This is a genomic window from Clostridium sp. BSD9I1 (assembly GCF_900185645.1).
In the GTDB taxonomy this organism is placed as follows: Bacteria; Bacillota; Clostridia; order Clostridiales; family Clostridiaceae; genus Clostridium_AK.
The window spans coordinates 20,861-47,111 of the sequence record NZ_FYAM01000011.1; the positions used below are offsets into that span (position 1 = coordinate 20,861).

General features: G+C 31.8%; 23 protein-coding genes. 2 read left to right on the forward strand and 21 right to left on the reverse strand.

Going from position 1 to position 26,251, the window contains the following annotated elements:
- Positions 1-17: 17 nt before the first annotated feature.
- From BSD9I1_RS05505 to BSD9I1_RS05575, 15 genes are all read right to left on the reverse strand, one after another.
- On the reverse strand, positions 18-1,682 hold the full coding sequence (locus tag BSD9I1_RS05505) for an iron ABC transporter permease (protein ID WP_035305864.1): 1,665 nt from the start codon (positions 1,680-1,682) through the stop codon (positions 18-20).
- Positions 1,683-2,780 carry an ABC transporter ATP-binding protein gene (locus tag BSD9I1_RS05510; RefSeq protein ID WP_186429486.1) on the reverse strand — a complete coding sequence of 366 codons (1,098 nt, stop codon included), beginning with the start codon at positions 2,778-2,780 and terminating at the stop codon, positions 1,683-1,685. It abuts the gene before it with no gap.
- A 95-nt stretch (positions 2,781-2,875) separates the two neighbouring features.
- Positions 2,876-3,922, reverse strand: a complete 1,047-nt coding sequence (locus BSD9I1_RS05515; RefSeq protein WP_186429487.1) for an extracellular solute-binding protein — start codon at positions 3,920-3,922, stop codon at positions 2,876-2,878.
- Positions 3,923-4,085: 163 nt separating this feature from the next.
- Positions 4,086-5,951 carry an ATP-binding protein gene (locus BSD9I1_RS05520; RefSeq protein WP_186429488.1) on the reverse strand — a complete coding sequence of 622 codons (1,866 nt, stop codon included), beginning with the start codon at positions 5,949-5,951 and terminating at the stop codon, positions 4,086-4,088.
- 64 nt (positions 5,952-6,015) lie between these two features.
- Positions 6,016-6,492 (reverse strand): hypothetical protein, encoded by a 477-nt coding sequence (locus BSD9I1_RS05525; protein ID WP_186429489.1) that lies wholly within the window; start codon positions 6,490-6,492, stop codon positions 6,016-6,018.
- A gap of 227 nt (positions 6,493-6,719) precedes the next feature.
- Complete coding sequence (locus BSD9I1_RS05530) at positions 6,720-7,706, reverse strand: ADP-ribosylglycohydrolase family protein (RefSeq protein ID WP_186429490.1); 987 nt, start codon at positions 7,704-7,706, stop codon at positions 6,720-6,722.
- Between the two features lie 21 nt (positions 7,707-7,727).
- Positions 7,728-8,495 carry an alpha/beta hydrolase family protein gene (locus BSD9I1_RS05535; protein ID WP_186429491.1) on the reverse strand — a complete coding sequence of 256 codons (768 nt, stop codon included), beginning with the start codon at positions 8,493-8,495 and terminating at the stop codon, positions 7,728-7,730.
- 13 nt (positions 8,496-8,508) lie between these two features.
- On the reverse strand, positions 8,509-10,611 hold the full coding sequence (locus tag BSD9I1_RS05540; protein WP_242966422.1) for an ADP-ribosylglycohydrolase family protein: 2,103 nt from the start codon (positions 10,609-10,611) through the stop codon (positions 8,509-8,511).
- Positions 10,612-10,669: 58 nt separating this feature from the next.
- Positions 10,670-12,169: an extracellular solute-binding protein gene (locus BSD9I1_RS05545; RefSeq protein ID WP_186429492.1), complete on the reverse strand. Its 1,500-nt coding sequence runs from the start codon at positions 12,167-12,169 to the stop codon at positions 10,670-10,672.
- A 22-nt stretch (positions 12,170-12,191) separates the two neighbouring features.
- Positions 12,192-13,088, reverse strand: coding sequence for a carbohydrate ABC transporter permease (locus BSD9I1_RS05550; RefSeq protein WP_186429493.1), 897 nt, complete (start codon positions 13,086-13,088; stop codon positions 12,192-12,194).
- A gap of 3 nt (positions 13,089-13,091) precedes the next feature.
- Positions 13,092-14,054, reverse strand: coding sequence for a sugar ABC transporter permease (locus BSD9I1_RS05555; protein WP_186429494.1), 963 nt, complete (start codon positions 14,052-14,054; stop codon positions 13,092-13,094).
- Positions 14,055-14,067: 13 nt separating this feature from the next.
- Positions 14,068-14,379 carry a DUF4387 domain-containing protein gene (locus BSD9I1_RS05560; protein WP_186429495.1) on the reverse strand — a complete coding sequence of 104 codons (312 nt, stop codon included), beginning with the start codon at positions 14,377-14,379 and terminating at the stop codon, positions 14,068-14,070.
- A complete protein-coding gene (locus BSD9I1_RS05565; RefSeq protein WP_242966423.1) occupies positions 14,379-15,743 on the reverse strand; it encodes an acyclic terpene utilization AtuA family protein in 1,365 nt (454 codons plus the stop codon). The genes BSD9I1_RS05560 and BSD9I1_RS05565 overlap by 1 nt, the downstream gene beginning before the upstream one ends.
- A 23-nt stretch (positions 15,744-15,766) precedes the next feature.
- The gene (locus BSD9I1_RS05570; protein ID WP_186429496.1) at positions 15,767-16,450 is read right to left on the reverse strand and encodes a FadR/GntR family transcriptional regulator; all 684 of its coding nucleotides are present in this window, start codon (positions 16,448-16,450) and stop codon (positions 15,767-15,769) included.
- Positions 16,451-16,771: 321 nt separating this feature from the next.
- Complete coding sequence (locus tag BSD9I1_RS05575) at positions 16,772-18,442, reverse strand: ribonuclease J (RefSeq protein WP_186429497.1); 1,671 nt, start codon at positions 18,440-18,442, stop codon at positions 16,772-16,774.
- An 832-nt stretch (positions 18,443-19,274) separates the two neighbouring features.
- Between BSD9I1_RS05575 and BSD9I1_RS05580 the strand changes: the two genes are divergently transcribed.
- Positions 19,275-19,829, forward strand: coding sequence for an MORN repeat-containing protein (locus BSD9I1_RS05580; RefSeq protein WP_035305833.1), 555 nt, complete (start codon positions 19,275-19,277; stop codon positions 19,827-19,829).
- An 83-nt stretch (positions 19,830-19,912) separates the two neighbouring features.
- On the opposite strand, the gene BSD9I1_RS05585 is transcribed toward BSD9I1_RS05580, so the two are convergent.
- From BSD9I1_RS05585 to BSD9I1_RS05610, 6 genes are all read right to left on the reverse strand, one after another.
- Positions 19,913-20,116, reverse strand: a complete 204-nt coding sequence (locus tag BSD9I1_RS05585) for a DUF3006 domain-containing protein (RefSeq protein ID WP_186429498.1) — start codon at positions 20,114-20,116, stop codon at positions 19,913-19,915.
- A 15-nt stretch (positions 20,117-20,131) separates the two neighbouring features.
- Positions 20,132-21,430 (reverse strand): ComEC/Rec2 family competence protein, encoded by a 1,299-nt coding sequence (locus BSD9I1_RS05590; protein ID WP_278281156.1) that lies wholly within the window; start codon positions 21,428-21,430, stop codon positions 20,132-20,134.
- 182 nt (positions 21,431-21,612) lie between these two features.
- Positions 21,613-22,428 (reverse strand): ABC transporter permease subunit, encoded by an 816-nt coding sequence (locus tag BSD9I1_RS05595; protein WP_186429499.1) that lies wholly within the window; start codon positions 22,426-22,428, stop codon positions 21,613-21,615.
- A gap of 12 nt (positions 22,429-22,440) precedes the next feature.
- Positions 22,441-23,316: an ABC transporter ATP-binding protein gene (locus BSD9I1_RS05600; RefSeq protein WP_306345880.1), complete on the reverse strand. Its 876-nt coding sequence runs from the start codon at positions 23,314-23,316 to the stop codon at positions 22,441-22,443.
- The gene (locus tag BSD9I1_RS05605) at positions 23,313-23,765 is read right to left on the reverse strand and encodes a DUF3021 family protein (RefSeq protein WP_186429500.1); all 453 of its coding nucleotides are present in this window, start codon (positions 23,763-23,765) and stop codon (positions 23,313-23,315) included. The genes BSD9I1_RS05600 and BSD9I1_RS05605 overlap by 4 nt, the downstream gene beginning before the upstream one ends.
- Before the next feature lie 13 nt (positions 23,766-23,778).
- Positions 23,779-24,216 carry a LytTR family DNA-binding domain-containing protein gene (locus BSD9I1_RS05610; RefSeq protein WP_186429501.1) on the reverse strand — a complete coding sequence of 146 codons (438 nt, stop codon included), beginning with the start codon at positions 24,214-24,216 and terminating at the stop codon, positions 23,779-23,781.
- Between the two features lie 292 nt (positions 24,217-24,508).
- On the opposite strand from BSD9I1_RS05610, the gene BSD9I1_RS05615 reads away from it, so the two are divergent.
- Positions 24,509-26,050: a hypothetical protein gene (locus BSD9I1_RS05615; RefSeq protein ID WP_186429502.1), complete on the forward strand. Its 1,542-nt coding sequence runs from the start codon at positions 24,509-24,511 to the stop codon at positions 26,048-26,050.
- The last annotated feature ends 201 nt before the right edge of the window (positions 26,051-26,251 follow it).

Genomic DNA, 26,251 nt, shown 5'->3' on the forward strand with positions numbered 1-26,251 from the left:
ACTCTTCATAAAAAGTATTATATACTTATTTCACGTTTACCAGATATCTTAAAAAATAATAGAAGCGATACTACAGCTGTAAGTGTTAATACAGTAGAGTAAGCAGAAGCATTACCATAATTTCCACGAATAACTTCTGTGTATATTGAAACCGTAAGTGTTTTAGTTTTTGTAGTATATAGTATGATAGATGAACTTAACTCACTAATTACAGTTATCCAACTCATTATCGCCCCTGCAAGCACTCCTGGCAGCATCATAGGTACTGTAATTTTCGTAAAAGACTTTATCTCCGATGCTCCAAGACTTATAGCTGCTTCCTCTACGCTAGGACTAATTTGTCCTATTATTGCTGTACTTGAACGTATAGTATAAGGCATTCTCCTAATTGCAAAAGCTATAATCATAATGGCAGCGGTACCGCTTAACAGTAAAGGTTTTTTATTAAAACCAAATAAAAATGATATACCTAGAACCGATCCCGGTATTATATACGGAAACATTGTTAGTGTATCTAATAAATGAGTAAAGAAATTTTTCTTCCTTACAGTTAAATATGAAATCAGAACTCCTATTATAACAATAATAGCTATTGCAACTAACCCAAATAAGTAAGTGTTTCTTATAACAGAATTATCCTTTGCAAGCAAAGTAGCTTTATAACTTTTTAGCGAAAATCCTTTTGTAAATACCTGTCCTCCATTATTATTTAAGAAGGATGTATATATTACTACGATTTGTGGGATTATTGAAAGAAATGCTACAAAATACACGAAAGTATGAGCTAATACATTTCTAAGTCCTTTTTCTTCTTTAGCTTCCATAGGTTTCAACGCAGACATTGAATAAGTATTTCGGTTTGCCAAGAATCTCTGAAGAAAGAATAATAGTATAGTTACAATTATTACAATAACACAAAGAGCTGCAGCAAAACCATCATCGCCACCTACTTCACTCATGAATTGAGTATATATAAGCACTGGAATTGTTTTAAATCCCTCCCCTATAAGCATAGGTGTTCCGAAATCTGCAAATACTCTCATAAATACCAATAAAGAGCTAGCGAACATAGTCGGCATTATTAATGGCATAATAATTTTTACAACGCGATCTACTCCTGTACACCCTAAACTTTCTGCTGCCTCATTTAATGAATTGTCTAGATTCTTTAATGCTCCTGTAATATACATGTAAACTAATGGATAGGATTGCAGAGAAAATACAAGCACAATCCCCGGAAATCCATATATACCATTCATTTTCACATGAAATATAGAATTAATTATATTAGTTAAAACTCCATTTCTTCCTAATAGCTGAATCCAAGCATATGCACCTATAAATGGTGGAGAAAGATATGATATTACAATTAAAATGCCTAACAATCCACTTCCTTTTATTTTAATTCTCTTCATTATATAGGCCATAGGTAATCCTATTAAGACAGAAATTAATGTAGCACAAATAGTAACCTGAAAACTATTTAATAACGTACTCCAATAAAACTTTTTAGAAAAAAACTTAGTGAAATAATTTAAAGTTAGTCCTCCTGATTCTGGATCTATAAAACTTTTATATAAAACTAGGACTAAAGGATATACAATAAATAAAGCAAATATAGCTAAAATCGCTAAGGTTAATATGTTCCATATGTTATGACCCTTCTTGTTTATGGATTTCATCTATATCACCTCTTTTATTAAAGTATATTTACTTTCATAATTAAAAACATTTACTTTTTTACTATCAACGGTTAAGTAAATAGGAGTTTCATTTGGTATAATATCTTCTACATCTGAATTTTGTATAACCTCTACTTCTTGTCCATTGTCTAACTCAATAAAATAATGAGTAGTTAATCCTAGAAACACACTGCTTTTTATGGTTGCTTTAATTCCTTTTCCATTTCTATTAATAATAAACTCCTCAGGACGAACAGAAATTAAAACCTTTTCTTCATTTATAACATCATCCGAAACATTGTCCATTTTAACTTGATAGTCCTTATTAAATTCAATCCATTTATCGCCATTATCGTCAAATTTGATGACTGCTTCTAAAACATTTGATAGTCCAATGAATGTAGATACAAAGATATTAGCAGGTCTTTGGTATATTTCTTTTGGCTTACCTATTTGCTGAATTATTCCACCATTCATTACAGCTATTCTATCTGATATAGCAAGCGCTTCTTCCTGGTCATGTGTTACATATACTGTAGTTATACCTATTTCATTTTGTATTTTCTTTACAGCATTTCTCATCTCCACTCTCAGTTTAGCATCAAGATTTGACAATGGTTCATCCATAAGAAGTACTTCTGGTTGAATTACAATTGCTCTCGCTAAAGCCACACGCTGCTGCTGCCCACCAGAAAGATTTGCTGGCATCCTATCTTTTAAGTGATCTATTTTTACTATCTTTAATATTTCATCAACTTGCTTTTCTATCTGTTCCTTAGAAATTTTACGATTCTTTAGTCCAAAGGCTACATTATCTTTTACAGACATGTGGGGGAAAATAGCATAATTTTGAAACACCATTCCCATATTTCTTTTCGCAGGAGGAATATTGTTTATAACCTTATCCTCAACTTTAATTTCTCCTCCATCAATAGAATTAAATCCTATAATCATACGTAGTAAAGTAGTTTTACCACATCCAGAAGGTCCAAGTAAGGTAAAAAGCTCTCCTGGATTAATCTTTAATGATAAGTCTTTAATAATCACATCATTTCCATATCTTTTTACTGCTTTATCTATATTAATAGAAACACCCATACTATTATCCCTGCCTCTCCCGCTTTGTTTGTATTTTATAAAAGAGCATTTCTTTTGATGAAATACTCTTTTATAAAATTACTTAAATATAATTATTATTTTACTTTTTCAATATGCTCATTGAACTTAGCTGTTACTTTGTCCTTATTTTCTGTTACCCATTTTTCATCATAATTAGGTGTAATTTTAATTTTATCAAGTGGAATCATATATGATGCAAGCTTAGCGCCTTTTCTAAGAGGACGTACGGTTAATTCAGTTCCTACTGCATTTTGTATCTTTTCAGAAAGCAGATAGTCAACAAATTTCTTAGCATTTTCGGCATTTTTGCATCCCTTAATTATTTGTACAGATTCTCCTGGAAAAATTGCTCCTTCCTTAGGAAATACTACTTCTACTGGAGCACCATTTTTAATATAGTTAGCTGCTGGATCTTCCCAAGTTAATCCTACTGGATATTCTCCATCCGCAACACTCTTATGAAGCTGTCCTGAACTACTTGCCATTTTCCCATCAAGATTAGCTAAAAACTTATCTACAAATTCCCAAGCTTCATTAGACATAGGATCACCATCTTTGCCCATATCATAGAGCATAGCCATAAGTGATTGAAATGCTGAACTTGAACTTGTTGGATCTCCAAAGGCAATTTTTCCCTTTAAGGCTGGATTTAATAAATCTTTAAATCCTTCAACTTTTATATCACCTATTAAATTTTTATTTACTATGAATACCGTTGGATCTGCAAAACAAGGTGTAAAATAACCGCTTTTATTTTTAAACTTTTCTTCCATATTCACATCTTCCGGAGAAACATATTCCATGAATAGCTCTTTAGAAGATGATAACATTGTTTCATCAGCAGCCCATAGTATGTCACCTAAAGGATTGTCCTTTTCTGACTTTACACGTTTCTGTAGCTCTCCTGTTCCAGCTACAACAAGATTTACTTTAATACCCGTATCTTTTTCAAAATTACTAATTACCAAGTTATTTAAGCTCTCGCTGCGAGCAGTGTAAACGGTTAACTCCTTGCTGTCAGAAGACTTGGCACTATTAGTGTTAGCTTCTTTAGAACCACAGCCAATTAAACTCATACCTAATACTGAAGTTAGTAGCATTGTTAGTATAAACTTTTTCATTTTTATTCCCCCTCTGGTATATTAATTCCATCTATATTAATTGTAACTTTTTTATTTTTAAAGTCTATCCTACAATACCAATATAACATCCAAAAAAATAAACCTAGAAAACTATTCTTCTAGGTCATGCGTAATATTCATAATATCGCGGGCACTTTACTCCTTATGTTGACACTGAATATACATCAGAGAATTCTATATTTATCATCTCTACATTAGTTTCATAAAAAGACTTGTTTTCATATTTTTCATCACTTATCAGATTAGCAGGTAGTACTATAGTAAATTCACTACCTTTACCTTCCTCACTAGTAACACTTATTTTCCCACCATGTATTTCAATAAAGGATTTTACAAGATATAGTCCTATTCCAGTTCCTTCACATTGTCTTGAAAGTGAACGATTTGCTTGTCCTAAGCGTTCAAATATGACATTAAGCATATTCCTTGGAATACCATGTCCATCATCTCTTACTTTGATTACAACATTTTCTCCTTTATCCTCTAAATTTACATATATATGTCCATTGGAATTTGTATATTTAAAGGCATTAGATAGCAGATTTAATATTACACGTTCTATTTTGTCATGGTCAAAAGCCATAATTTTTTCTTCAACATTTGTATCAAATATTAGTTCTATATCTTTGCTTTTTATATAAGCTGCTACAGATTGGGTAATATCTTCAACAACACTTACTATATTACCATTCTTTTTATCAATTTTAATAAATCCAGAATCAACTTTAGTTATATCCATGAGATTATTTATAAGTCTAGTCATTCTAAAGCAATTTTGCTTAACTATTTTTAAATAGGATTTAAATTTATCTATATTATCAGTATTAAAATTCTCCAGGTACATATCCATTGTTTGAATGGCAACAGAAATAACATTAACTGGTGTCTTAAATTCATGAGACATATTGGTAAAAAACTCCGTTACAAGAGTATTAAATTCTCTAGACTCATTTAATAATTTTATATTCTTTTCTACATCCTGTTTTAATGTTTCTATTTGCTTTTCTGATGTTATATCAAGTAAAAAAGTCATTACTGAAGCCTTTCCCTCATATACAAAAAAAGAGGATGTGTTACGAACAGCAATAGATTTCCCCGTACAATTTAGTATGGTTGCTTCATATATAACCTTAGAAAGCTTGTTTTTAATTATATTGGAATAATTTCTTTTTGCAGATATTATATCTTTTTCAAAGCAATAATCATAAATTGATTTATTATTTAACTTCAAAGGATTATTATATCCTAACAACCTAGCCGCACTCTCATTTGCATACAAAATTTTCCCATCAGCATGGACAATAATAGCATTTTGTGAGTTTTCAAATAAAATATCATAACATATTTTATTTTTTATTAATGATTCCTCAATAATACGTCTCTCTGTATTTTTTTCCTTTAATTCAGTACTTAATAGTTGAAGTTCATTGTCTTTCTTAATTTTATTTTCATTTTCTAATTCCACGTAATATCCAAGCACCCACGCAACAAAAATAAAAATACCTACCATTACTAAATCTTTTTGAAAATGCATATTAACACCACTAACTGACGGAGCATATAGCAAGTCCACTCCTAGAATAAATATAGAAGAAAAAAACGCAGTAATAACTCCATAGTTTAACCCATATTGAATAACTGAAAACACTATTAATAATAAAAACAAGTACTTATATTCATTATCATAGGCTGAAAATAAGTATATTGGTAAAGATATAATTGATAAAAAGAAAATGTTTTCAATTAACCATGAAATGTTAAATATACTTATTGATAATTTTACTTTTAAATTAGTTATTGTCCAGCTTACATAGATTAGTATCATAGTACATAAAAAAAATGCTGTAGTGTATAAATTAAATTGGCCATTATTTTTTATCCTCAAAATCGACCAATAATTGGGTATGTTAATATATACAATTATGCTGATAAATACTATTATTGCAATCTTTATAATAGATAGCATCTTAAAAATACTGTTTTCATTTTCATTAATGGCATATTTCATAAGTTAACCTCCTTAGATAAAAACAAAACCTTTATTAAAATATAAAAATCACTAATTAAATAAATCAGTAATTTTTATCTTCAAAAATATTTATCTCTTTCTTAGTAGCTGTAAAATAACGAATCACTATAATAAATAAGTATGTAATAACCAATGAAGGAACGCCCAGTATAGATTTAGTGATAGGATTTATCACTTCAATATTTGTATTAATGTTTAGTAAATTTAATATTACTACATTTAAAAACTCACTTAATGAAACTATTAAAAACATAAGTAAAACACCATATATTGATTTTACCACTGGTATACCAGTTGCAGCCATGATACATATGGTAAAGAAAATAATAATAAACGTATGCACTCCCATATATATAGGAAGCATTCTTGTAAAATAAGTAGCTATTACCACTATCATACTGGAAAACATATAATTTTTCATATTAATTGAAGTCTTAGTTATTACATATATTCCCCAAATAATTAATAGTATTTCAGGAATGCCTCTTAAAAAAACCTCAATCCAGTCCAGTTTAAACATTTTTCTATATCACTTCCTTATATAACTTTCCAATCATTTATATAAAAAGAATAGTTATTTATATAAAATAAATAATTATTTCTACAAATATCTATACTTTTATCACGCATTATCTATATTTCATATTATTCGATATAATTTGTAAATTTCCTTCTCAAAAATGCATAAAACCAATGTATTATTAAAAAACCTAGAAGAATTTCTCCCTCTAGGTCATCTTTGCTAAATTATTTAATTAAATCACTAAGTTTCTTCCCTATTTCTTTTGTATCCATTCCTTTTGTAAAAGCAAGGCATGTACCTGAAGGATATCTTGTTTTTTCAATCCATCTCTCAGGCATTTGAGCAGCTCCATATTTTGCTCCAAGTACTGCACCTACAATAGCTCCAATTGTGTCTGCATCCCTACCGAAATTTCCAGCGGCTACTACTCCAGTTCTGAAATCCTTATTTACTAATTTAAGAACTCCAAAGGCTTCTGCAATTGCTTCCGGAACACTTGCTTTATAACTTGTCCAAAGCTCATCATGTAAAGGCATCCATGCATCCATCATCTCACCATGAGCTTCGTCAACGATTTTCAACGCCTTTTTTATTGAATAATATAGCCATGAATCTTCAGGAATAACAGATAATGCAGCCTCTATTATTTCATCTATTGTTCCATCAACCATTGCAACAGAAACAGCTGCTGCTACAGCTTGAGCTCCCCATACGCCTTCTCTAAAATGGCTTACACTGGCATCTATTTCTGCTAGTTCTGCAGCTTTTTTAGGATCCCCAGCACAAATAATACCTATAGGTGCAATTCTCATTGCTCCACCATCACTATTATGATATGAATTATATTTTCCTGAGTATGGAGGTTTAACTCCTCTTCTTAAGTTTCTAGCTGCTTCTATTTCACTGGCACCGCCTCTTGGAAATTCATCTTGAGTTACCACATTTTCCATCCAACCCTTTACAACTTCATCTGTAGTAAGCTTTCCACCGCAGTCTATTAATATCTTTGCAGTTAAAAGTGCAAATTCAGTATCATCTGTACTCCAGGAAGCCCCTTGGTTAAAATCTGTAGTTATTCCGTAGCTTAATTGATTATCTGGCTTTCTTGATGCATCTCCAAAAGAATCTCCTATTGATAATCCTGCAATTGCTCCTAGTGCCTTATCGTAAGCAAGTTCTCTATTATTTATTAAATCTTTTTTACTCAACATATAATCAATCCCTCCACTTTTTTATTTTAAGTTACTAATAACTTCTAGAAATATGTTTAACTGTTCGTCCCAATATTCAAAGCTGTGATTGCCATCATCATCCTTAAAAATTAAATCCATATCATTATTTATAGCAAAATTTTTATACCTAATATTTACATCATATAAGCTATCATTTTTGCCACAATAAATATAAAGTTTAGGAATATTTTTTCCTTCTTTTAATGCTTTACTTGTCAAATAATATATATCATTTTCTTCTTTTACCTTTTCTCCACAATCACCAAAGACAAGAAATAAATCCGGGCGTTCTCCACTGACTATTTTTGATTTATTTTCTTTCATGCTTCTTAAGCTTCCTGATAAAGTTCCAACTGCACTATATCTTTCTGGATAAGTTAATCCAAGCTTTAAAGCTCCATAACCTCCCATGGAATACCCACATACAAAAGTTTTTTCTTTAGAACTAGATATTTTAAGAGAATTCTCTAAAACTTTTGGAAGTTCTTCGGCTATAAAGCCCCAATACATATCGCCATAAGCCATATTTGTATAAAAACTATTTGCTGCGAAAGGCATTATCATTATAACTCCGTATTGCTTCGCATATTTATATGCGTTACTTTCTATTCCCCAGGACTTTTCGTTATCACCCTTCCCATGAAGAAGGTACATAACCGCTGTATCTTTCATATTTCCTCTTTGTAGTATATTGTCGGGAATAAAAATTTTAACCCTAGCAGTTTGACACAACGTTTTAGATGCAAATTCAAAATTTATTATCGCCATATATTTTCCCCTTTTAAAGTTCCTGAATTGTTAAATTCCCAAAAAGTGTTCTTCCAAGTGAGTATTTTGCATAACCTGCCATTCCATAACTTAAAGTTTCATCTTCCACAGTTAGTAATTTTTTATTATCTATTGAAAGAAAAATAGTCTTTCCTTGTACTTTAAGTTCTAAAGCATATTTCTTCCCATATTCCCATTTAAATGTTGTTGATGCTAGTGTTTTCATAGACTTATTATTTAATAAAATTGAGATTTTATCTTTTCCATCAAATCCAGCATAATATCCTCTAATAGCTCCTTGAACCCTTGCAGATATTAAATGACTGTACCCATTTTCAGGTATTATTTCTCCCTTTACAGAGATGTCTTTCATAAAGTAGTTTCCAGTCATGGCCTCTGCATGATCTACAGTGATTGCTTGCATATAGTCTCCTTCTATGCTCCAAGCTCCATGATTGTGTGAAAAGGGAGTGATAGATCCAAATTCTTGTTTTTGTTTCTTTATATCTACACTATAGGAAGACTTGCCATATATTTTAAATTCATCAATAAATAGTCTACCAAGATCCTTATTTTTTGAAGGTGAATTACCTTCTAGAATTATCCCAACCTCATCTATAACTGCGCCATTCATATCTGGAATTGTAAATTTAATTTCCTGCCATCCTTCTTCTTTAATAACCATTCCACTTATTGTTACATCTTCCTTTGTATGTGTATTTCTTATATATGGCGAAATATATATACTCTCTCCATTCCATCTTTCTGCATATACCATCATAGAAACAGTTTGTCCTGGATAAGCCGTTGGAGAAAATACAGGGCTATATCTTTCATCACTAAAATCTTGTCTTCTATAAAATGGCTTGTAAAATATTTTGCACTTTTTACCTCTTTCCATCCTGTCAAATAGCACTTCAAGAGATCCTGTTCCCTTATAAGCTTTATCTGTGGTATGTCTAATGCTGCAATAAAATGGATCTGAAACCCTCATATTGTGAGTAGCTCCACTAAATTCAAAGTCAAAATAAATTTCGCCTTCTTTAAAGCTTTCCTGAAGTTCCTTTGGCGCCCCTTCTCCTGCAAGTTTATATCCTAGTAAACATAGTTCCTTTGCATAGCTAGGAACATCCATAATGTTTAAATATCCCGAAATGCCCGATAAGACTATACCGTCATTTATAGGTTTTCTATAATGTGGTGCAAGTCCTGATAATCCGCATGTAACTCCCATAATAGTTCCTACATTACCAGCATTGCAATCTGTATCCCAGCCACACATTGTAGCTATTTCAACAGTCCTATTAAAATCACCTTTTCCATAAAGAAGAGAAAGTATACAAACTCCAGCATTAGGTATAATATGGCATACTCCTCTATACTTATCATATCCCCAATTCTCTTCTAGATATTTTCTGCATGGTCTAAAATCATCAGGGTGATTTTTATAAAAATCTATTACTGCATTTGTAACTTTTGCATAAGTGCAGTCTTCTGGTATAACCGAAAGACCAGCATATATAATTTCTTCTACATCACTGGTTACATATGCTTTAGAAATACATGCAGCGATAAATGCTGCTCCATTTATTCCGTCCCCATCATGGGATACACTAGCTGCTGCCCTTGCAAAGGCTGCTGCCTTTTCTATATTATTGGGAAGTACAAGTCCCCAAGTATCTACAAATATTTGTCCGCCTATTTGTTCTGCTAGTATTACTCCATTTTGCTCGATAGATCCAGATTTAGGCGCTTCAATTCCATTTTTTAAATTTAAGTATGCAGTATGTTCTGTGCTTGTGCCATAACCACCCCACCAAAACATGCCTACTCCTTCTCTAGCATAATTAAGCCAAGCATTTCCTACATGCATCGGCAAAAGTTCATCATGAATTTTCTCATCATTTAGAGCTCTCAAGAAAAACACAGGACCATTAACATCATCATCTGCTGCAAAATTGATGAAATCTTTTACGTAATTAGTTATATCTCCATAGGTTTTCTCTATTCTTTCATATGTCCATATAGTTGGTTCCACTGGTGCACCAAGCCTTATTCCTATGTTCATTCCAAGAAAACCTGCATAAGTTTTTTCGAGATAATTTTCTGGTATCATTTTGTCCTCCTTTACAAGATAAGCAGCACTTTAGCGCCGCTTATCTTGATTACTTCATTTATTTATTTGCAAATTTTTCTTCAAGATACTTATTCAAATCATTACCGCCTGCTGCATTCCATTTAGTAACAAATTCATCAAAAGCACTTATAGGCTTAACCCCTCTTATTATATCTGAAGCATATTCCTTATAAAGAGCATTCATACCATCCCATTGTGGCAAATACTCTTCAGGTATTAAAATATTTGTATCCTCTTTATAATACTGCTGTGCCATTTCAAGAGATTTCATAGCTGGCTTAGCCATAACTGGTTTTTCTACTGCTGGTTTAGGATCAAACTTATTAAGTGTCTCCCAGAAACGTGGCCACCACTCAGAGAATTTTTCAGTATAAACTATTTTATCTCCATCAATTTTATAGTTAACGCCCTCTATTCCTAACTTATCTAACTTTCTTCCTTCGGGTCCTGCCATAAACTCAAGTACTGCCCATGCTGCATCCTTGGCTTCTGATTTTGCACTCATAGCAAAGCCTCTTGATTCCTTAGTTACATCTATAGATTGATAAGCCTGGGAAACTCCTTTTGCAGGTGGAAGAACAACAAGTTCTGCTCCTGCTCCCTTTGTTTGAGTCATTTTGTTATTATATATATTTATAACTGTTCCTGCAGTTGCTGCAACGAATGCTGCATCTCCTTCATAGAAGGACTTTTCCATGGTATCCCACTTTTTAGTTATATATTCTTTGTCTATTAAACCTTCCTTGTACAAAGTAGCATAAAATTCAAGTTTATCTCTTTCAAACTTAGTTGCTTTTGAAAATACCCATTTCCCATCCACTTTCATCACTGTAGATGTAACTCCAAAAGCATGATTAAATACAGTATCTAGCCTTGTAAGGTCACCATCCGCAGTGATAGCATATTTCACTAATCCCTTAGCAACAAGTTCTTTAAACATTTTATGATAATTTTCTGGTGTAGGATTTTCAATTAATGCTTTAGAACTATCTAGTTTATCAAATAAATCTTTTCTCATTACAGGAGTGTTTACTTTCGCTGGTGAAAGCCATAGTAAATATGGATAGTTTTTCATTTTCACTTTATTATGCTCTTCCATAAGATTCTTTACATTTGTTGAACTTTCAATATATGGTGTTAAGTCTTCAAGTAATCCTTCATTAGCTATAGGCTGATCCCCACCCTGAAAATATATTAAATCTGGAGAAATTTGCCCTGTTCTAAAAGCTAATGGCACTGCATCTTTATAGGTTCCCGTTGGAGCTTCTAAAAATTGTACATCCACATATTTTTTCTCTGCTGCCATTCCCTTTTCCATTTTTTCTTCAAGTTTTTTTACATCTTCTTCCTTTGGACTTACATCCTTTATGATTATACTAACTTTAACTGGCTTATCCGCACTTCCTATTTCCTTAGGAGCTGAAATAGTTTTCCCATTATCTTTTACTTCATTGGAAGTTGTACTACTTTTACTACAACCTGTAAATACTGAAGCCATGAGAGCTGCTGTCAGAACTAAAGTCAATGTTTTTTTCATTATAAATCCCCCTTAAAATAATCTATTCCTTAACTCCTCCACCCATAACGTCCTTAGCATAGTATTTAAGAACCATTGGATAGAGAATTAGAATCGGTATTATTGCCACAATAATTGTGGCATATTTTAAAGCATTGAAATCTAGCTGAGCTAAGCTGTTGTAATTTAATATATTTTGAGCTCCTACAATTGAAACGGTATCATTTAAGACAATAAACTGCCTTAGTATTACCTGCAAAGTAGTTTTTGAAGCATCACCTATATAAATGCTTGCCTTAAAATACTCATTCCATCTGATTACTGCATAAAACATTGTTATAGTTGCTACCCCAGCCTTTGCTAGAGGAAACACTATTTTAAACAGCATTTTAATGTGACCACATCCATCTATTTGAGCTGCTTCAAACATCTCCTTTGGTACTTCATTAAAATATCGCATCATTATTATTAAATAATAAACATTTACAGCAGATACTAGTATTACAGACCACTGACTTCCTATTAACCCTATATCCTTAATTACCAGATATTCAGGCACGAGTCCTGGATCAAATAACATCATAAATATTAAAAACACCATTAAAGCCTTTTTAAATATGAGTCCTGGCCTTGTTAAAACATAAGCTGCTGTAGTAGTTAATACTATATTTATAAAAGTCCCAACCACTGTAATAAACACTGAATTAAAAAGTGCTGGCAGTAATACAGGATGACTTAGCACTATTTTATAATTAATAAAATTAAGCTTTTTAGGTATTATGTCTAGTCCAGACATAGTAGATGATACTGATGGATCTGAAAGCGATACTGCAAGTATGTTAAGCAAGGGGATTATCATAGTAAGCGTTAGAATAAATAGAAATATCATTAAAGTAATCTGATATATACTAAACTTTTTAAGTTTGCTTTTATACTTCATTTACTACCATACCCCCTCACCTGTTAATTTTTTACTGATGAAATGTGTTATTAACACTAGCAATACGCCTATAATACCCTTAAGAACACCTACTGCTGTAGCTAATGAATATTGACCATTTACAAGACCTAACCTATAAATATAGGTATCTAGTATATCAATTACACTGTTCACAGAATCATTAGTAAAGTTAAATACCTGATCAAATCCAGCATTTAAAAAGAATCCTAAATTTAAGATAAACATTGTAACCATTGGCACAACTAGTGCTGGAAGTACTATATACCTTATTATATCAAGCCTGTTTGCACCATCTATTTCAGCAGCCTCAAATATATTTGGACTTATTGAAATTATTGCTGTGAAATATATTATTGAGTCCCATCCTATACTTCTCCATGCTTCAGAAAATAATAATACCCATCTTATTTTTTCCTTATCTGTCATGAAGTCTATAGGTGATATATTAAATATTCCTAGTATTTGATTTATCGCTCCTGATGATGGAGATAAAAATGATATCCATATTCCCGCAATAACTACCCAAGAAAGAAAGTGCGGTAAAAATGAAACTACTTGTACATATTTTCTAAATATGTTACTTTTTAGCTCTGTAAGTAATATTGCAAACAGTACTATAAATGGGAATAGTATCACATATTTCATAAAGCTTATAATTAATGTATTTTTTACAATCACTTCAAATAATGGCGATTTAAAAATAAGCTTAAAGTACTTAAGTCCTGCCCATCTCCATGGTCCTAGTGATCTATAATCGTAAAAAGCAAGCTTCATATTCAAAATTGGCCATAGCCTAAAAATAATAAAGTAAATGAGTGTTGGAAGAAGCATTAGATAAAGAGCTTTATCTTCTTTAATCTTCTTAAGTTTTGACTTTACTGAAGGCTTTAGCTGTTTAGCTTTTATCTTATCGTATTTTTCTGTTGTTGATGGTTTTAACTCCATAGTCCCCCTCCTTTCATGGTATTAAAATATCAAAAAGAGGAGCATGCTGCTGTGCACCATAAACATCTCTGTCTCCGCAGGTTCCTGAAGACGTTTTCCTATTGAATGTTATTTTTATTCCCAGCCCCTTTTTGAAGAATACTAAATTGGTAATATCATCAGTAGGAATTTTATATAAAGAGGCTATTAACTCCTTATTTATTTTGCCTGATCTTACTACTCTTTCATATTTTTCTATAGTATCAAATAGAATATCTAATGTTATTTCAAATGGTCCACTATTTTTACTTCTAAGAACCTTTGCAATATCAACTAACCTATCCATTACTGTACCTCCCTGTACTCGATAGGGAACATTTCCTTACCGTCCTTTACTTCCATTAGATGATAAACTGAAAACTCATATACAATACCAAATTCCACATCGCTAGGTGCAAATGGAAATGCCAAATTCCCAGATGTTGACTTCCTACCCTCATATCCATAGTGCATAAAGGTTGAACGTACTGAGCTGCATATAGTTGATGCCTGGCTTTGAGTCTTTGCCAGCACCTCAAATAGCACTCCTATTTCATGTGGATTATCCTTAATAGGCTCTAATTCACCCATTACCCCATTCTTGCCATAGTTATAAAAGTTTATTGTGTAATCTTCTGCTGGTATTTCTGAAAAATATTCTTTAACGCTTTTTACAACGTCATTTTGAACCTCTTCAATTTTGCCGATTAAAATCGGATCCCTTACACCTGCCATTACAAAAGTTCTAAACGCCTTCTGTCTAGCACCTTCTAGTTTAATTTTATAAACAGGAGTTTTTTCTATTCTGCTGCCTTTTACCCTTACTCTATTTTCACTTACAGCTTCAAATTCGCAATCTTCTAAGTTTAATACTATTCCTGGGCCTTTTAAAATATACGGATGGTCCTTCTCATAAAATGTGTGCGCTGCTACACTTATTGGAGTACATCTTCTAGCTTTGTTAATAGGATATACTTCAAAGCTATCCTTGCTTAATACCCCCATAATACAATCCTTTGCAGAGCCAGGCTCAGCACATAGTGCACCACATTCTAGTATCTTACCAAGATGATAAGATAAAGCTTTATCAAATCCATTATATATTCCAATGGCCGCAAAAGGTGCTGGGTCATAGGCTCTGCCGCATATAATTATATCCGCCTTATTTTCTAAAGCTTCAAGTATTGGCTCCACTCCCATCTGTGCTACTATATTATTAGTTTCATCTACTATATCTTCAGTAAGCACTGGTATATTTTTTGACATACCTTCAACTTTGCTTTCCTTTATTGCTGCATTAATTCTATCTTTAGGAATATCGGCCCAAATTATAGCAAGCTTACACTTAATATTTTCTTCTTCTAATATTTCATTTATTATATCCATAGTCCATTCAGTGTGGACTTTAGCCCCTGATCCCCCTGCCGAACCTATTACAAGTGGAATCTTATATTTTCTACTTTTTTTAATTAAAACTGATAAATCTTTTTTGCATGCGAGTCTACTAACTATAGCAACACCAGCACCCAGCTTATGGGGACCTGCATCTGTTGAGCCTGCATCTACAACTACGGCATCTGGGTTTTCCTTCATTCCATTTATAAAGGATTCAATGGAAAATCCATATCCTAAAATTGCACAGGGTGATAATATTTTAATTTGATCTTTCACTTTACTCCCCTCAATTCTATAGTTTATTTTATATCAGCAGTTTGTATTGATTCTTTAACTTTTCTTAGGTGGTATGTAACTGCTGCCTTTGCTCCATCTGCATCTCTTTTAATTATTAAATCGATGATTGCTTTATGTTCTTCTATTATGACTTGTCTACGTTCTTGATTCTTACTGCTCATTTTGCCTAGCTCTTTAATAAGTCCATAATAACTTTCTATAAAATTAATCAGCAATACATTTTTAGACAACTCTGCAAGCTTTAAATGAAAATCATAATCTGTTATGTTGTCATATGCATCATTGACATTTATGTTGTTTAGATAGGTTTCTATTTCCCTTATTTGTTCATCACTCGCTCTCTTTACAGCTAGTTCCACTGCTCTTTGCTCTAAAGATTCTCTAACTTCAATTAAATCTTGATAAGAAGCTTCTTTCAGAGATTTTAAAATTGATTCACCAATAGAATTATATTTAGATAATTCTCTAATATAAGTTCCATCCTTAGGTTTTCTACTAATGATACCTTGGAACTGCAGTAATGTCAGAGCTTCTCTAAGTATTCCTCTGCTTACTCCTAGCTTTTCAGCAAATATATTTTCAGCAGGTAGTTTGTCCCCAGGTTTTAATTCACCAGATTCAATAAGACCTATTATTTGTTGAGATACTCTTTCTGATAATTTCTTAGATTTTAGTTGTGTAAACAAAATATTACCTCCAATAGTAAAACAACTTATTGCACAATTGTTTAATTGTTTAATTGTTCAACAATTAAATTTAAAAAAATAAATAAAAACTTTTTCGGAAAATCTTTACAAAAATAATATAACACAAATATTCATTCAATTCAATATATTTCCTTTATTTAGTTTTGTTTTCCACTTATGTATTTTGCTCCATGAGATAAACCTATCTTATAGTATCCCCTGGGGCTCTACCTTAGCCTTTTAATAAAAAAGCACCCCGTAAATATAAAAATATTTACGGGGTGCTTTAATTCTTATTATATTAACTATATCTAGTAGTATTTATATTTCCATAATTATTGGAAGAATAATAGGTTTTCTTCTTGTTTTATTGTATAAGAACTGTCCTAATGAGTATTTTATACTAGATTTTATTACTAACCATTCAGTAACCTTTTTCTCCATACATTTATCTAATTCAGCTTTTACTACTTCAGTTGCTTCATTTAATAAATTTCCAGATTCTTTTACATAAACAAATCCTCTTGTAATAATATCTGGCCCTGAAAGTACAGTAGATGAAGCTTTATCTATTGTTACTACTACGGTTAATATACCATCCTGTGATAAGTGCTTTCTATCCCTTAGTACTATATTTCCTACATCACCGATACCAAGACCATCTATCATAACCGCGCCTGAAGTAACTCTTCCTGATCTTTTAGCACTACTTCTACTTAGTTCTAGCGTCTGTCCAGTTTCTAAAAGAAATATATTTTTAGAATCCATACCTAAACTTTCAGCTAGCAATCCATGCTGTCTCAAATGCCTATATTCACCATGGACAGGCATGAAAAATTTAGGTTTAATTAACGTATGAATTAATTTTAACTCTTCCTGACAAGCGTGACCTGAAACATGAACTTCTTCTAAGGCATTATAAATTACTTCTGCCCCCTTCTTAAAAAGCTCGTCTATGAGTTTAGATATAGGCTTCTCGTTTCCAGGAATTGGCGAAGCAGAAATAATTACCAAGTCACCTCTATCAACACTTATCTTTCTGTGGGTTCCATATGCTATTCTTGAAAGGGCAGCCATTGGCTCTCCTTGACTTCCTGTTGTTACAATTGTTATTTTATCATCAGGATATTTGCCAATATCATCTACACTTATAAGTTGATCTTCAGGTAATTGCATATAACCTAATTCCATAGCTATTTTAGAAATCTTCTCCATACTTCTTCCACTAAATGCAACTTTTCTTCCGTAAAACAAGGATGAATTAATAATTTGTTGAATTCTATTAATATTGGACGCAAAGGAAGCAACAATTACTCTACCTTTTGCAGTGCCAAAGATCCTTGTTAAATTTTCCCCTATAATCTTTTCTGAAACTGTATAGCCTGGACGTTCAACATTTGTACTATCTGCCATTAATAATAGCACCTTTTGGCTTCCGAGCTTTGCAAAACGATGAAGATTTATTACTTCTCCATCAATAGGCGTATAATCTATTTTAAAATCTCCAGTATGAACTATGGTGCCTTCTGGAGTTTGTATGGCTAATGCACAAGCATCTGCAATACTATGGCAAGTTCGTATAAATTCAACTTTAAAATGTTCCGTTTTAACCTCTTCTCCTGGTTTAACTTCAATAAGAGTACAATCAGAAACCATATTATGCTCTTCTAATTTACTTTTTACTAAGCCTAATGTTAATCTTGTACCATAAACAGGTACGTTTAACTCTTGTAAAACATATGGAAGACCACCTATATGATCTTCATGGCCATGGGTTAATACAAAACCCTTTACTTTCTCTCTATTATTGAGTAAATACGTTATATCTGGTATAACTAAATCTATACCATACATTTCTGAATCAGGAAAAGCTAAACCACAATCAATAACAATTATTTCATCATCATATTCTATAGCAGTAATATTTTTTCCAATCTCTCCTAGACCGCCTAAGGCAATCACCTTTACTTTGGGTTTGTTTTTCGTTATCATTTAATCTCCTATCCGGCAAAGAAACGTGCCCTACTTCCAGGCTCTTCACCATTAAATTCTTAAGTTTATTTCATTAACAATATTACAAAACAAGTGCCTTTATAATAATTAGGAACACTAGTTAATATTTCTTTTAAATTTTACATACTTACTTTTATTCATACTTATTTTTAAATTTCAATATTTTCATCTAAAATCCGGTTAACAGTTCACTAAAGTAATAAACTTTTCTATAATAATTTTCTCCATGCATTTCATTAATAATTTATTAAAGCCTACATCTACCCTTAGCCTGACTTTTTAATTTGACTTTTTCATATCAAAAATAATTATTCAACGTTGCAAAAGAGCAAAATTTAATTTAGTGTCACTATACAAATAATAAATTCACTAATAACTTCCACATTATATTAATATAATTGGACTTGTTCTTATGGTCCATTGCCCATGAAAAAACTTGGATAAATATAAAACCTTTGCCTTATAAATTGAAGCAATTTATATTCATTCATCTTTTTTCATATCTGCATTCATATATATTAGTTAAAGCAGCTTCAGGAATCCTTATATACTCCTTATTTTACTTATGTTTATCATATTATCTATCACGCTATAATTTATGTTATTATATACTATAATTTACAAATAATCAAGTTCGAATAAATATCCCTATCAATAATTTATGTATAAATAATAAAAATTTAATAAAACTAAAGAAGATAATATTCAAAAGTAAATACTTCAATAAAATATATTGTAGAAAAACATGAAATTTAATTCTACTTGTGGCATAATAAAAATGAAATTAAGGAATATAAGGAGAAATTTTCATATGAAAAAAATTACAATAAATAATTCCAATCTTAAAAAGTTAAAGATGACAAATGTAGAAATTGCTGCACCAGAGCATACAGCTCATGTTCATGGTGGTTCTTATGTTGGCGACCGTAAAGACGGTAGAATGCATGGGGAAGGAACTTATTTTTATAAAGATGGTAGTATATATACAGGTCAATGGAAAAATGATCAAATGGATGGTCAAGGCACCTTTACCTGGTCATGTGGAGAAAAATATATAGGTCAATGGAAAAATGACGATAAACATGGGCATGGAATTTATACCTGGCCAGATGGAGAAGTATATGTAGGTAATTGGGAAAATGGTGCCCGATCTGGTGAAGGAGTTTGCTCTTGGCCAGATGGAGACGTTTATGCCGGCGAATGGTCAAATGACTTAAGGCATGGTTACGGCATTCATACCTGGTCCGATGGTGATAAATATGTAGGTGCTTGGAAAAATGATGTAAGAGAAGGGCAAGGGATGTACATATTTGCTGATGGTAAAGTTAATGTTGGAAACTTTAAAAATAATGAGTTTGTAGATTAAAAAGAAAACATATCTAGATTTAATTCACATAAATCTAGGTATGTTTTCATATTAGTACTTGCCACTTGCCACGTGGGTGGCACTTATGCCCAAATGTCTTTAGTCAATTCTTCAATAATTTTTTTTCTATTTTCGGTTTCTTCAGTATCAATGCTAATATTTATATTGAGCACATCGCCCTCTTTAGCTTCTTCAGGCAAAATTTCCTTGGGTATATCTATCATAGCTTTATTTTCTTTTTCACATACCGCAAAATCCCCTTCAAATCTATCAATTATTACTTTCATAGCCTTTTAAACCTCCTAGTAAGTACAAACATCACAGGGATCTGAATGACTTGAGTTAATAGCTTCCCCTAAAGTAAATTGTAGTATTGTTTTACTTCTTGAAAGTGTTTTGCAATTTTTGTCATAATGATAGGATTTCCCTGAAGGCGTATGATATACTATCCTAGCATTATTATTTGCTGGTGCAGTTGTTTTAGGTGTAGATGTTTTAGGTGCCGTTGGTGCAGTAGACTTTGGAGCAACAACTGCTGGTACAACTTGAGCTTTTGTAGTTGTGCTATTTCCTTTAGAGTTTGATGAGCTTGAGCTTGAAGCTGCACCGTTATAGCTGCCAGGGTTTGTACTAAATTTCACTTCACTTCCGTTACTTGTAGCCACTATAGTTCCTTTTTCATCAGTTCTATAAACAGGTATATTCTTTGCTTTTAATCTGTTCATCACTTCTTGCTTAGGATGTCCATAGTCATTATCTTTACCTACTGAAATAACTGCATACTTAGGATTTACTTTATTTAAGAAGCTTTGACTAGTTGATGATTTACTTCCATGGTGTCCTACTTTAAGTACTGTAGCTCTTAAATCTAAGCCCTTACTTACCATTTCGCTTTCACTTACACTTTCAGCATCTCCAGTTAATAAAAACGACGTACTGCCATAAGATACTTTAACTACTATTGAATAATCGTTAGCGTCCTGATAACTGGAGCTATTTGGAGCAAGTACAGTAACAATAGCATCTCCTAATTTAAAGCTTTCCCCTACAGTTGGAACAGTAAGCTTAAGTCCTTTACCCTTAACAACTCTTACGAAATCTTCAAAGGTCTTTGTAGTTGCTGTCTGTCTCGGAAAATATACCTTTCCTACTTTAAATGAATTTATTATGTAATCTGCACTTCCAATATGATCTTCATCCTTATGTGTGCCAATGAAGTACTTAAGTTCAGTAATTCCCTGCTTATCTAAATAACTCTTAACTGTTTGGTTATCTGCATTATTTCCTGCATCAACAAGCATCGCAGAGTTTCCTTGTTGAACTAATATAGAATCAGCCTGTCCCACATCTATGAAATGAACTTTAAGTTCTCCATTTACTGACACTTTAGTATCTTTAGATGTATTATCTTCCTTCTTTGTGTCCTTGGTTTCAACTGGAGCTATTGTTGCCTTATCATCTCCTGATGTAGATGTGCACCCCGTAGCCATTCCCATAATTACAAATGCTGATATACATGCTGCCATGGATACCTTAATATACTTAGAGCCTGCCCTAAATCTAAAATCTAAGTTTAGTATCCTCTTAATTGTTTCTTTCAAAAAATCTCCTCCTTGTTGTTTTATCTAGATTATATTATACATAGTAGTAGTGATGCTTTTCAATTATTAGTTTATTAAAAACATTTCCTCAATTTATAAAATTAAAAACCTATGTCATACTAAATATTTATATATTCTGACACAGGCTTTAGATATATTTTATTGATATCAGCACAGACCACTTATATTCTAAAATCTTTCTTTCTGTAAGTAATGTACGTAACTGAAATAGATAAAAAAATTATCACCAGTGCCAAAGCTATACTTATTCCATCAAATCCATCTTTTATAATTTCTAATGGTACTGCATAGTGAAAAGGTGAAAAATACTTTAGGAATTTAAGCTGATCTATCATATTAGAGAACATACCTAAAAGATATGTTGTAAAGAAAAACCCCATGAATATAGGCATTGCAAGTCTTAGATGTGAAATTAAGGAAGACAGCAAAAACCCTACAGCCATAAATACTAAACCTACTAACATGAATGCTGAAAAAAGCATTTTCATATCTGTAATCAAGCTTATTATTTTTAAATCAGATGGTTTTACAATTAGCGATATTATAGTTGAAGCAACAGCCATTATTACAACAAATATATAAAATAAAGCCAGAGAAGATAAAATTTTCATTGTAACGATTTTATTCCTGCTTATTGGCTGTGCATAAAGAAATTCTATAGTTCCTTCACTTTCTTCTTTGATGAGGGATTTTGCTCCCAACATACCTGCATAAATGCTTCCTGCTATCACTATATATTGAAAAACGTATGCAAAATATTCATTTAACTTTGTAAAATCAGGCATGCTCTTTAAATTAAAAGCCTCTAATATTGCCTGAGGCATAGCATCCATTTTTGTATTTACTATTTCCTTCATACCACTATCCTTCATAGAAGGAAACATAGACATAAATAAAATAGTCAAAAGCACACAAACAATACTCCATATACTCAAGGGTCTCATACCCTTTTTTACTTCCATCTTAAATACATTCATTTATTTCCCCCCTTACTTATAGTAACTCATGAATACTTCCGATAGCTTCTTTTCTTCTATTGTAATATCCTTTAAATTGTATTTTATTATTACGGAAATAAGCTTATTTATATTTCCATTGTAGTCAAAAACCAAACTTTCCTTACCTTTATCTAAGATTTCTCCACCAATGCTTCTAATTTCATCTTCAATATTTTCTGAAAGCTTTAGAGTAACTCTTTTTACCTTTCTGTTAGTAAAACTATATATATCTTTAACATCTACTATTTGGCCTTCCTTTATGATAGCAACTTTATCACAAAACTCTTCCACCTCTGTAAGGTTATGACTTGATAAAAATATAGTTGTACCTTTTCCCTTTAAAGATAACAACGTATTAAAAAGCTTTTGCTGAATTAAAGGATCTAAGCCATTAGTAGGTTCATCTAGAATTAAAAGCCCTGGCTTATGGATCATGGCTTGAACAATGGCAACCTTTTTCCTATTTCCAAGAGAAAGTTCAGAAATGTTTTTATCAAGTTCCACATCAAAAATTTTGCATAACTCCGCTACATAATCACTATCTACATTTTTGTGAAAGGATTCAGCATAATGGATAAGCTCAGAAACCTTCATATTGTCATAATATCTAACTTCACTTGGAACATATCCTATGCTTTCTTTAATTTTAGTCCCTTCAGTAACACAATTTAAGCCAAAAATTTTCGCCTCTCCTGAGGTTGGAAAAATGAGATTTAATAACACCTTTATGGTAGTAGATTTACCGGCACCATTGGGTCCTATAAATCCAAATATTTCTCCTTGTTTAACCTGTAAGCTTACATTTTCTATGCCACGAATTTTACCATATGACTTTGTTAAACTTTGGATTTCAATTATATTCATCATTGGCTTTTCTCCTTATTTAAATTTTGTTTATATGCTGTTAACCTATTATTCAATTCCTCTCCAGTTGACTTATAATAAATATAAAATGAAAGCATACATAGTGAGTATAAAGTAATATACCCTAAAGTAAATATCATTACAGAGATAACATTTGAAATGCTTACCCAATTAAGGAATGTACCCCCTGTGAATAATGTAACATAGCACAATATAGAATGTATCATTACTTTATATTTGGTTTTAGTAGTACTTAATATTAACTCACCAAAAATAAGATAATGAAAGGAAGTAATAATAAGAGTTATTAAAACAAATTGCCACACAACAACAAACTCCATAGATTTAGCACCTAAAATCATACTTATCGTGGTATATAATAACATTGCTGCTGTAAAAAACAATCCCCACACAAATTTAAATTGGACAGTAAATTCTACAAACTTTTTCAATGTAGCCCCTCCTTTATAATCCTAAAATTTCTTTTATAACACTCACATATTGTCTTGAAATAATAAGCCTTTCATCATTTTCTAAAAGCGCCTCCAGCTTTCCATTAAATTTTGGTGATAGTCTTTTAATCTTTGAAATATTAATTACAGTTGACTTACTGGCTCTAAAAAAATCATATTTTGTTAACTTTTTCTCAACCTCATATAATTTTAAATGTGTTTCAAGTACCTGTGACTTTGTATACATAAATGTTTTTTTATCTACACTTTCAAAATAAAAGATATTCTCGGCCTCTATAAGATGAGTTGCACCATCCACTATTCCAAGAATTTTTTCTTCAGAGTTTTTAATCATAGTTAGTATCCTATGAATTTCATCGTCAACTGCCTTACATTTAATTATTATTTCTACTTCTGAATTGTTAGAGGATTCATCTATTGTAATCTTCAATCTAACACCACCTGTAAAAGCATTATTTATAATTTAACTATAAACAACTCAACATATTAAGTAAATATGTATAATACTAAGTTGCATTATATAACTACTAAGTTACAAACAAGCATCTGCATAAAAGTAAATATTTTCATTTTATTACAATTAAATAATTTTATTCATTTTATTTAATTTTCAATTTGTTCATAATTTTTTAGCGTGACAAATGTAGACATTTTTCGCTTCCCATGCTACTATTACTTAGTATGAATTTCACAATATTATTTGTAGAATAAGGAGGCACTATATGGAACAATTAGTTGAACAAATTGTAAACGTACAAATGCTTAATCAGCTTTGGCTAACGCTATTATTATTAATTCCTATTGTGTTAATTGCTCGTACTGTTGTAGCCGGAACGAGATATTCCCCAATCCTAATCATAGTAATTTTCGGATTGGGTATGGGATTAGCACTAGTTAAGGGTAACGTTGCCACACCTGGCTTATCTGAATTTCCGATAGTAAATTTAATGAGTAAGGTAACTATAATTGCATTAATTGCATCCTTCTTTGTTGGAGGACAAGAACTTAAGAAAATACTATCCCATGAAAAATTAGAAAGTGAAGACATGGTTGTACCATCCGATGAGGAAATTATTCTTGGAACTAAGCGTACACAACTTGTATTTATTATAAGATCTTTCTTCATACTTCTGGGTATCGAAGGTGTTAACAAATTAATTTTGGGAGTACCAGCAAATGATCAACTTGCAAAATTTTATCCAATTATAGCTTATATTGGTATATGCGGTTCAATTATTTTAATCGATTACAAAGCAACAATATCAGATAGATCACACTATATAAGAAAAGGTGTATTTGAAATTATTGCTATTATTTTGATATTAGTTATATCAGCTAATGTGGCACAGTGGATTAAACCAATCATTGCATTACCACAGATTTTCTTTGCTATGATTCTATCTGCAGGTTTAGGTGCAATATTATCTAACTGGAGATTTGGTCCAACACTTAGATCATTAATTTTTGCTGGAATACCAGTAGTGCTTGCCGCTAACTTTATAGTAGGTGGTTCACAAATTCTTGAAGCACTAAAGCTTACTGAAATGAGAGCAGTTTTAACTTATGGTCTTTCTGGACAGTTATTTTGGATGTTTGGTGGTTTATCAATACTTATATTATTTGGTAAAGCTAATCACGTACGTAACCTTGCACCTGGTATGGCAGGAGCACTTTCTCACTCAGGGTTAACTGGAGCTTGTACTGCTGGTGATTTAGGACCAGATGCAGCATCTAGAGCACCAATAATGATAAACATTCCTTTCTTTGGACATGTATTTGTATTCTCCATACTAGCAGCAAGCGCAGAACGTGGTTCCTTGTTAGTTGGTTGGGTTGTACCATTAGTTATTATTGGTCTTGGGTTAACAGTTGTATCCTTAAAAACACTTAGAAACGCAAACGGTGAAGAAGCTGCTGAAGTTAAAGGTTTAATGCAGTTCTCCTTTGGAGCACAAGTTGTTGCAGTATTCTCAAGCTTTTTAATGTTAAGCCTTAGCGGTATGCCAATAAGCGATGCATCTATGGCGGCATCTTCCGCTCTATCTCACTTTGGATTGTTTGCAGCAGTTCAGGGAGGTATGTTTGGAGAACAGGCAGCAGCTATGATTCCATTTATATTTGCTATGCCATTCTTAGTTCATCCATTTGTTTTCGGTATATTTGGTAAGTCAGTTGAAAATGATGGAGTAATGCCTGCTAAGATAGTATACACATTAGCTTCTCTAGGAACTTTAGGTCTTGCGTATGCATTAATATTTTCATAATAAATCGAACATTGTTTTATTATTACTTAAAACCCTTCATTAATTGAAGGGTTTTTTCTTATTAGGATATATACTAATTATAATATAGGCCTTTTGTATACATAGTATGGTTATCATCACTAATTTAAGATTAGTTATTTCAGCAACTATTTAATCCACAAAAGTTTGTATAAATTTCTGTGGCTTTTTCTCGGTAATATC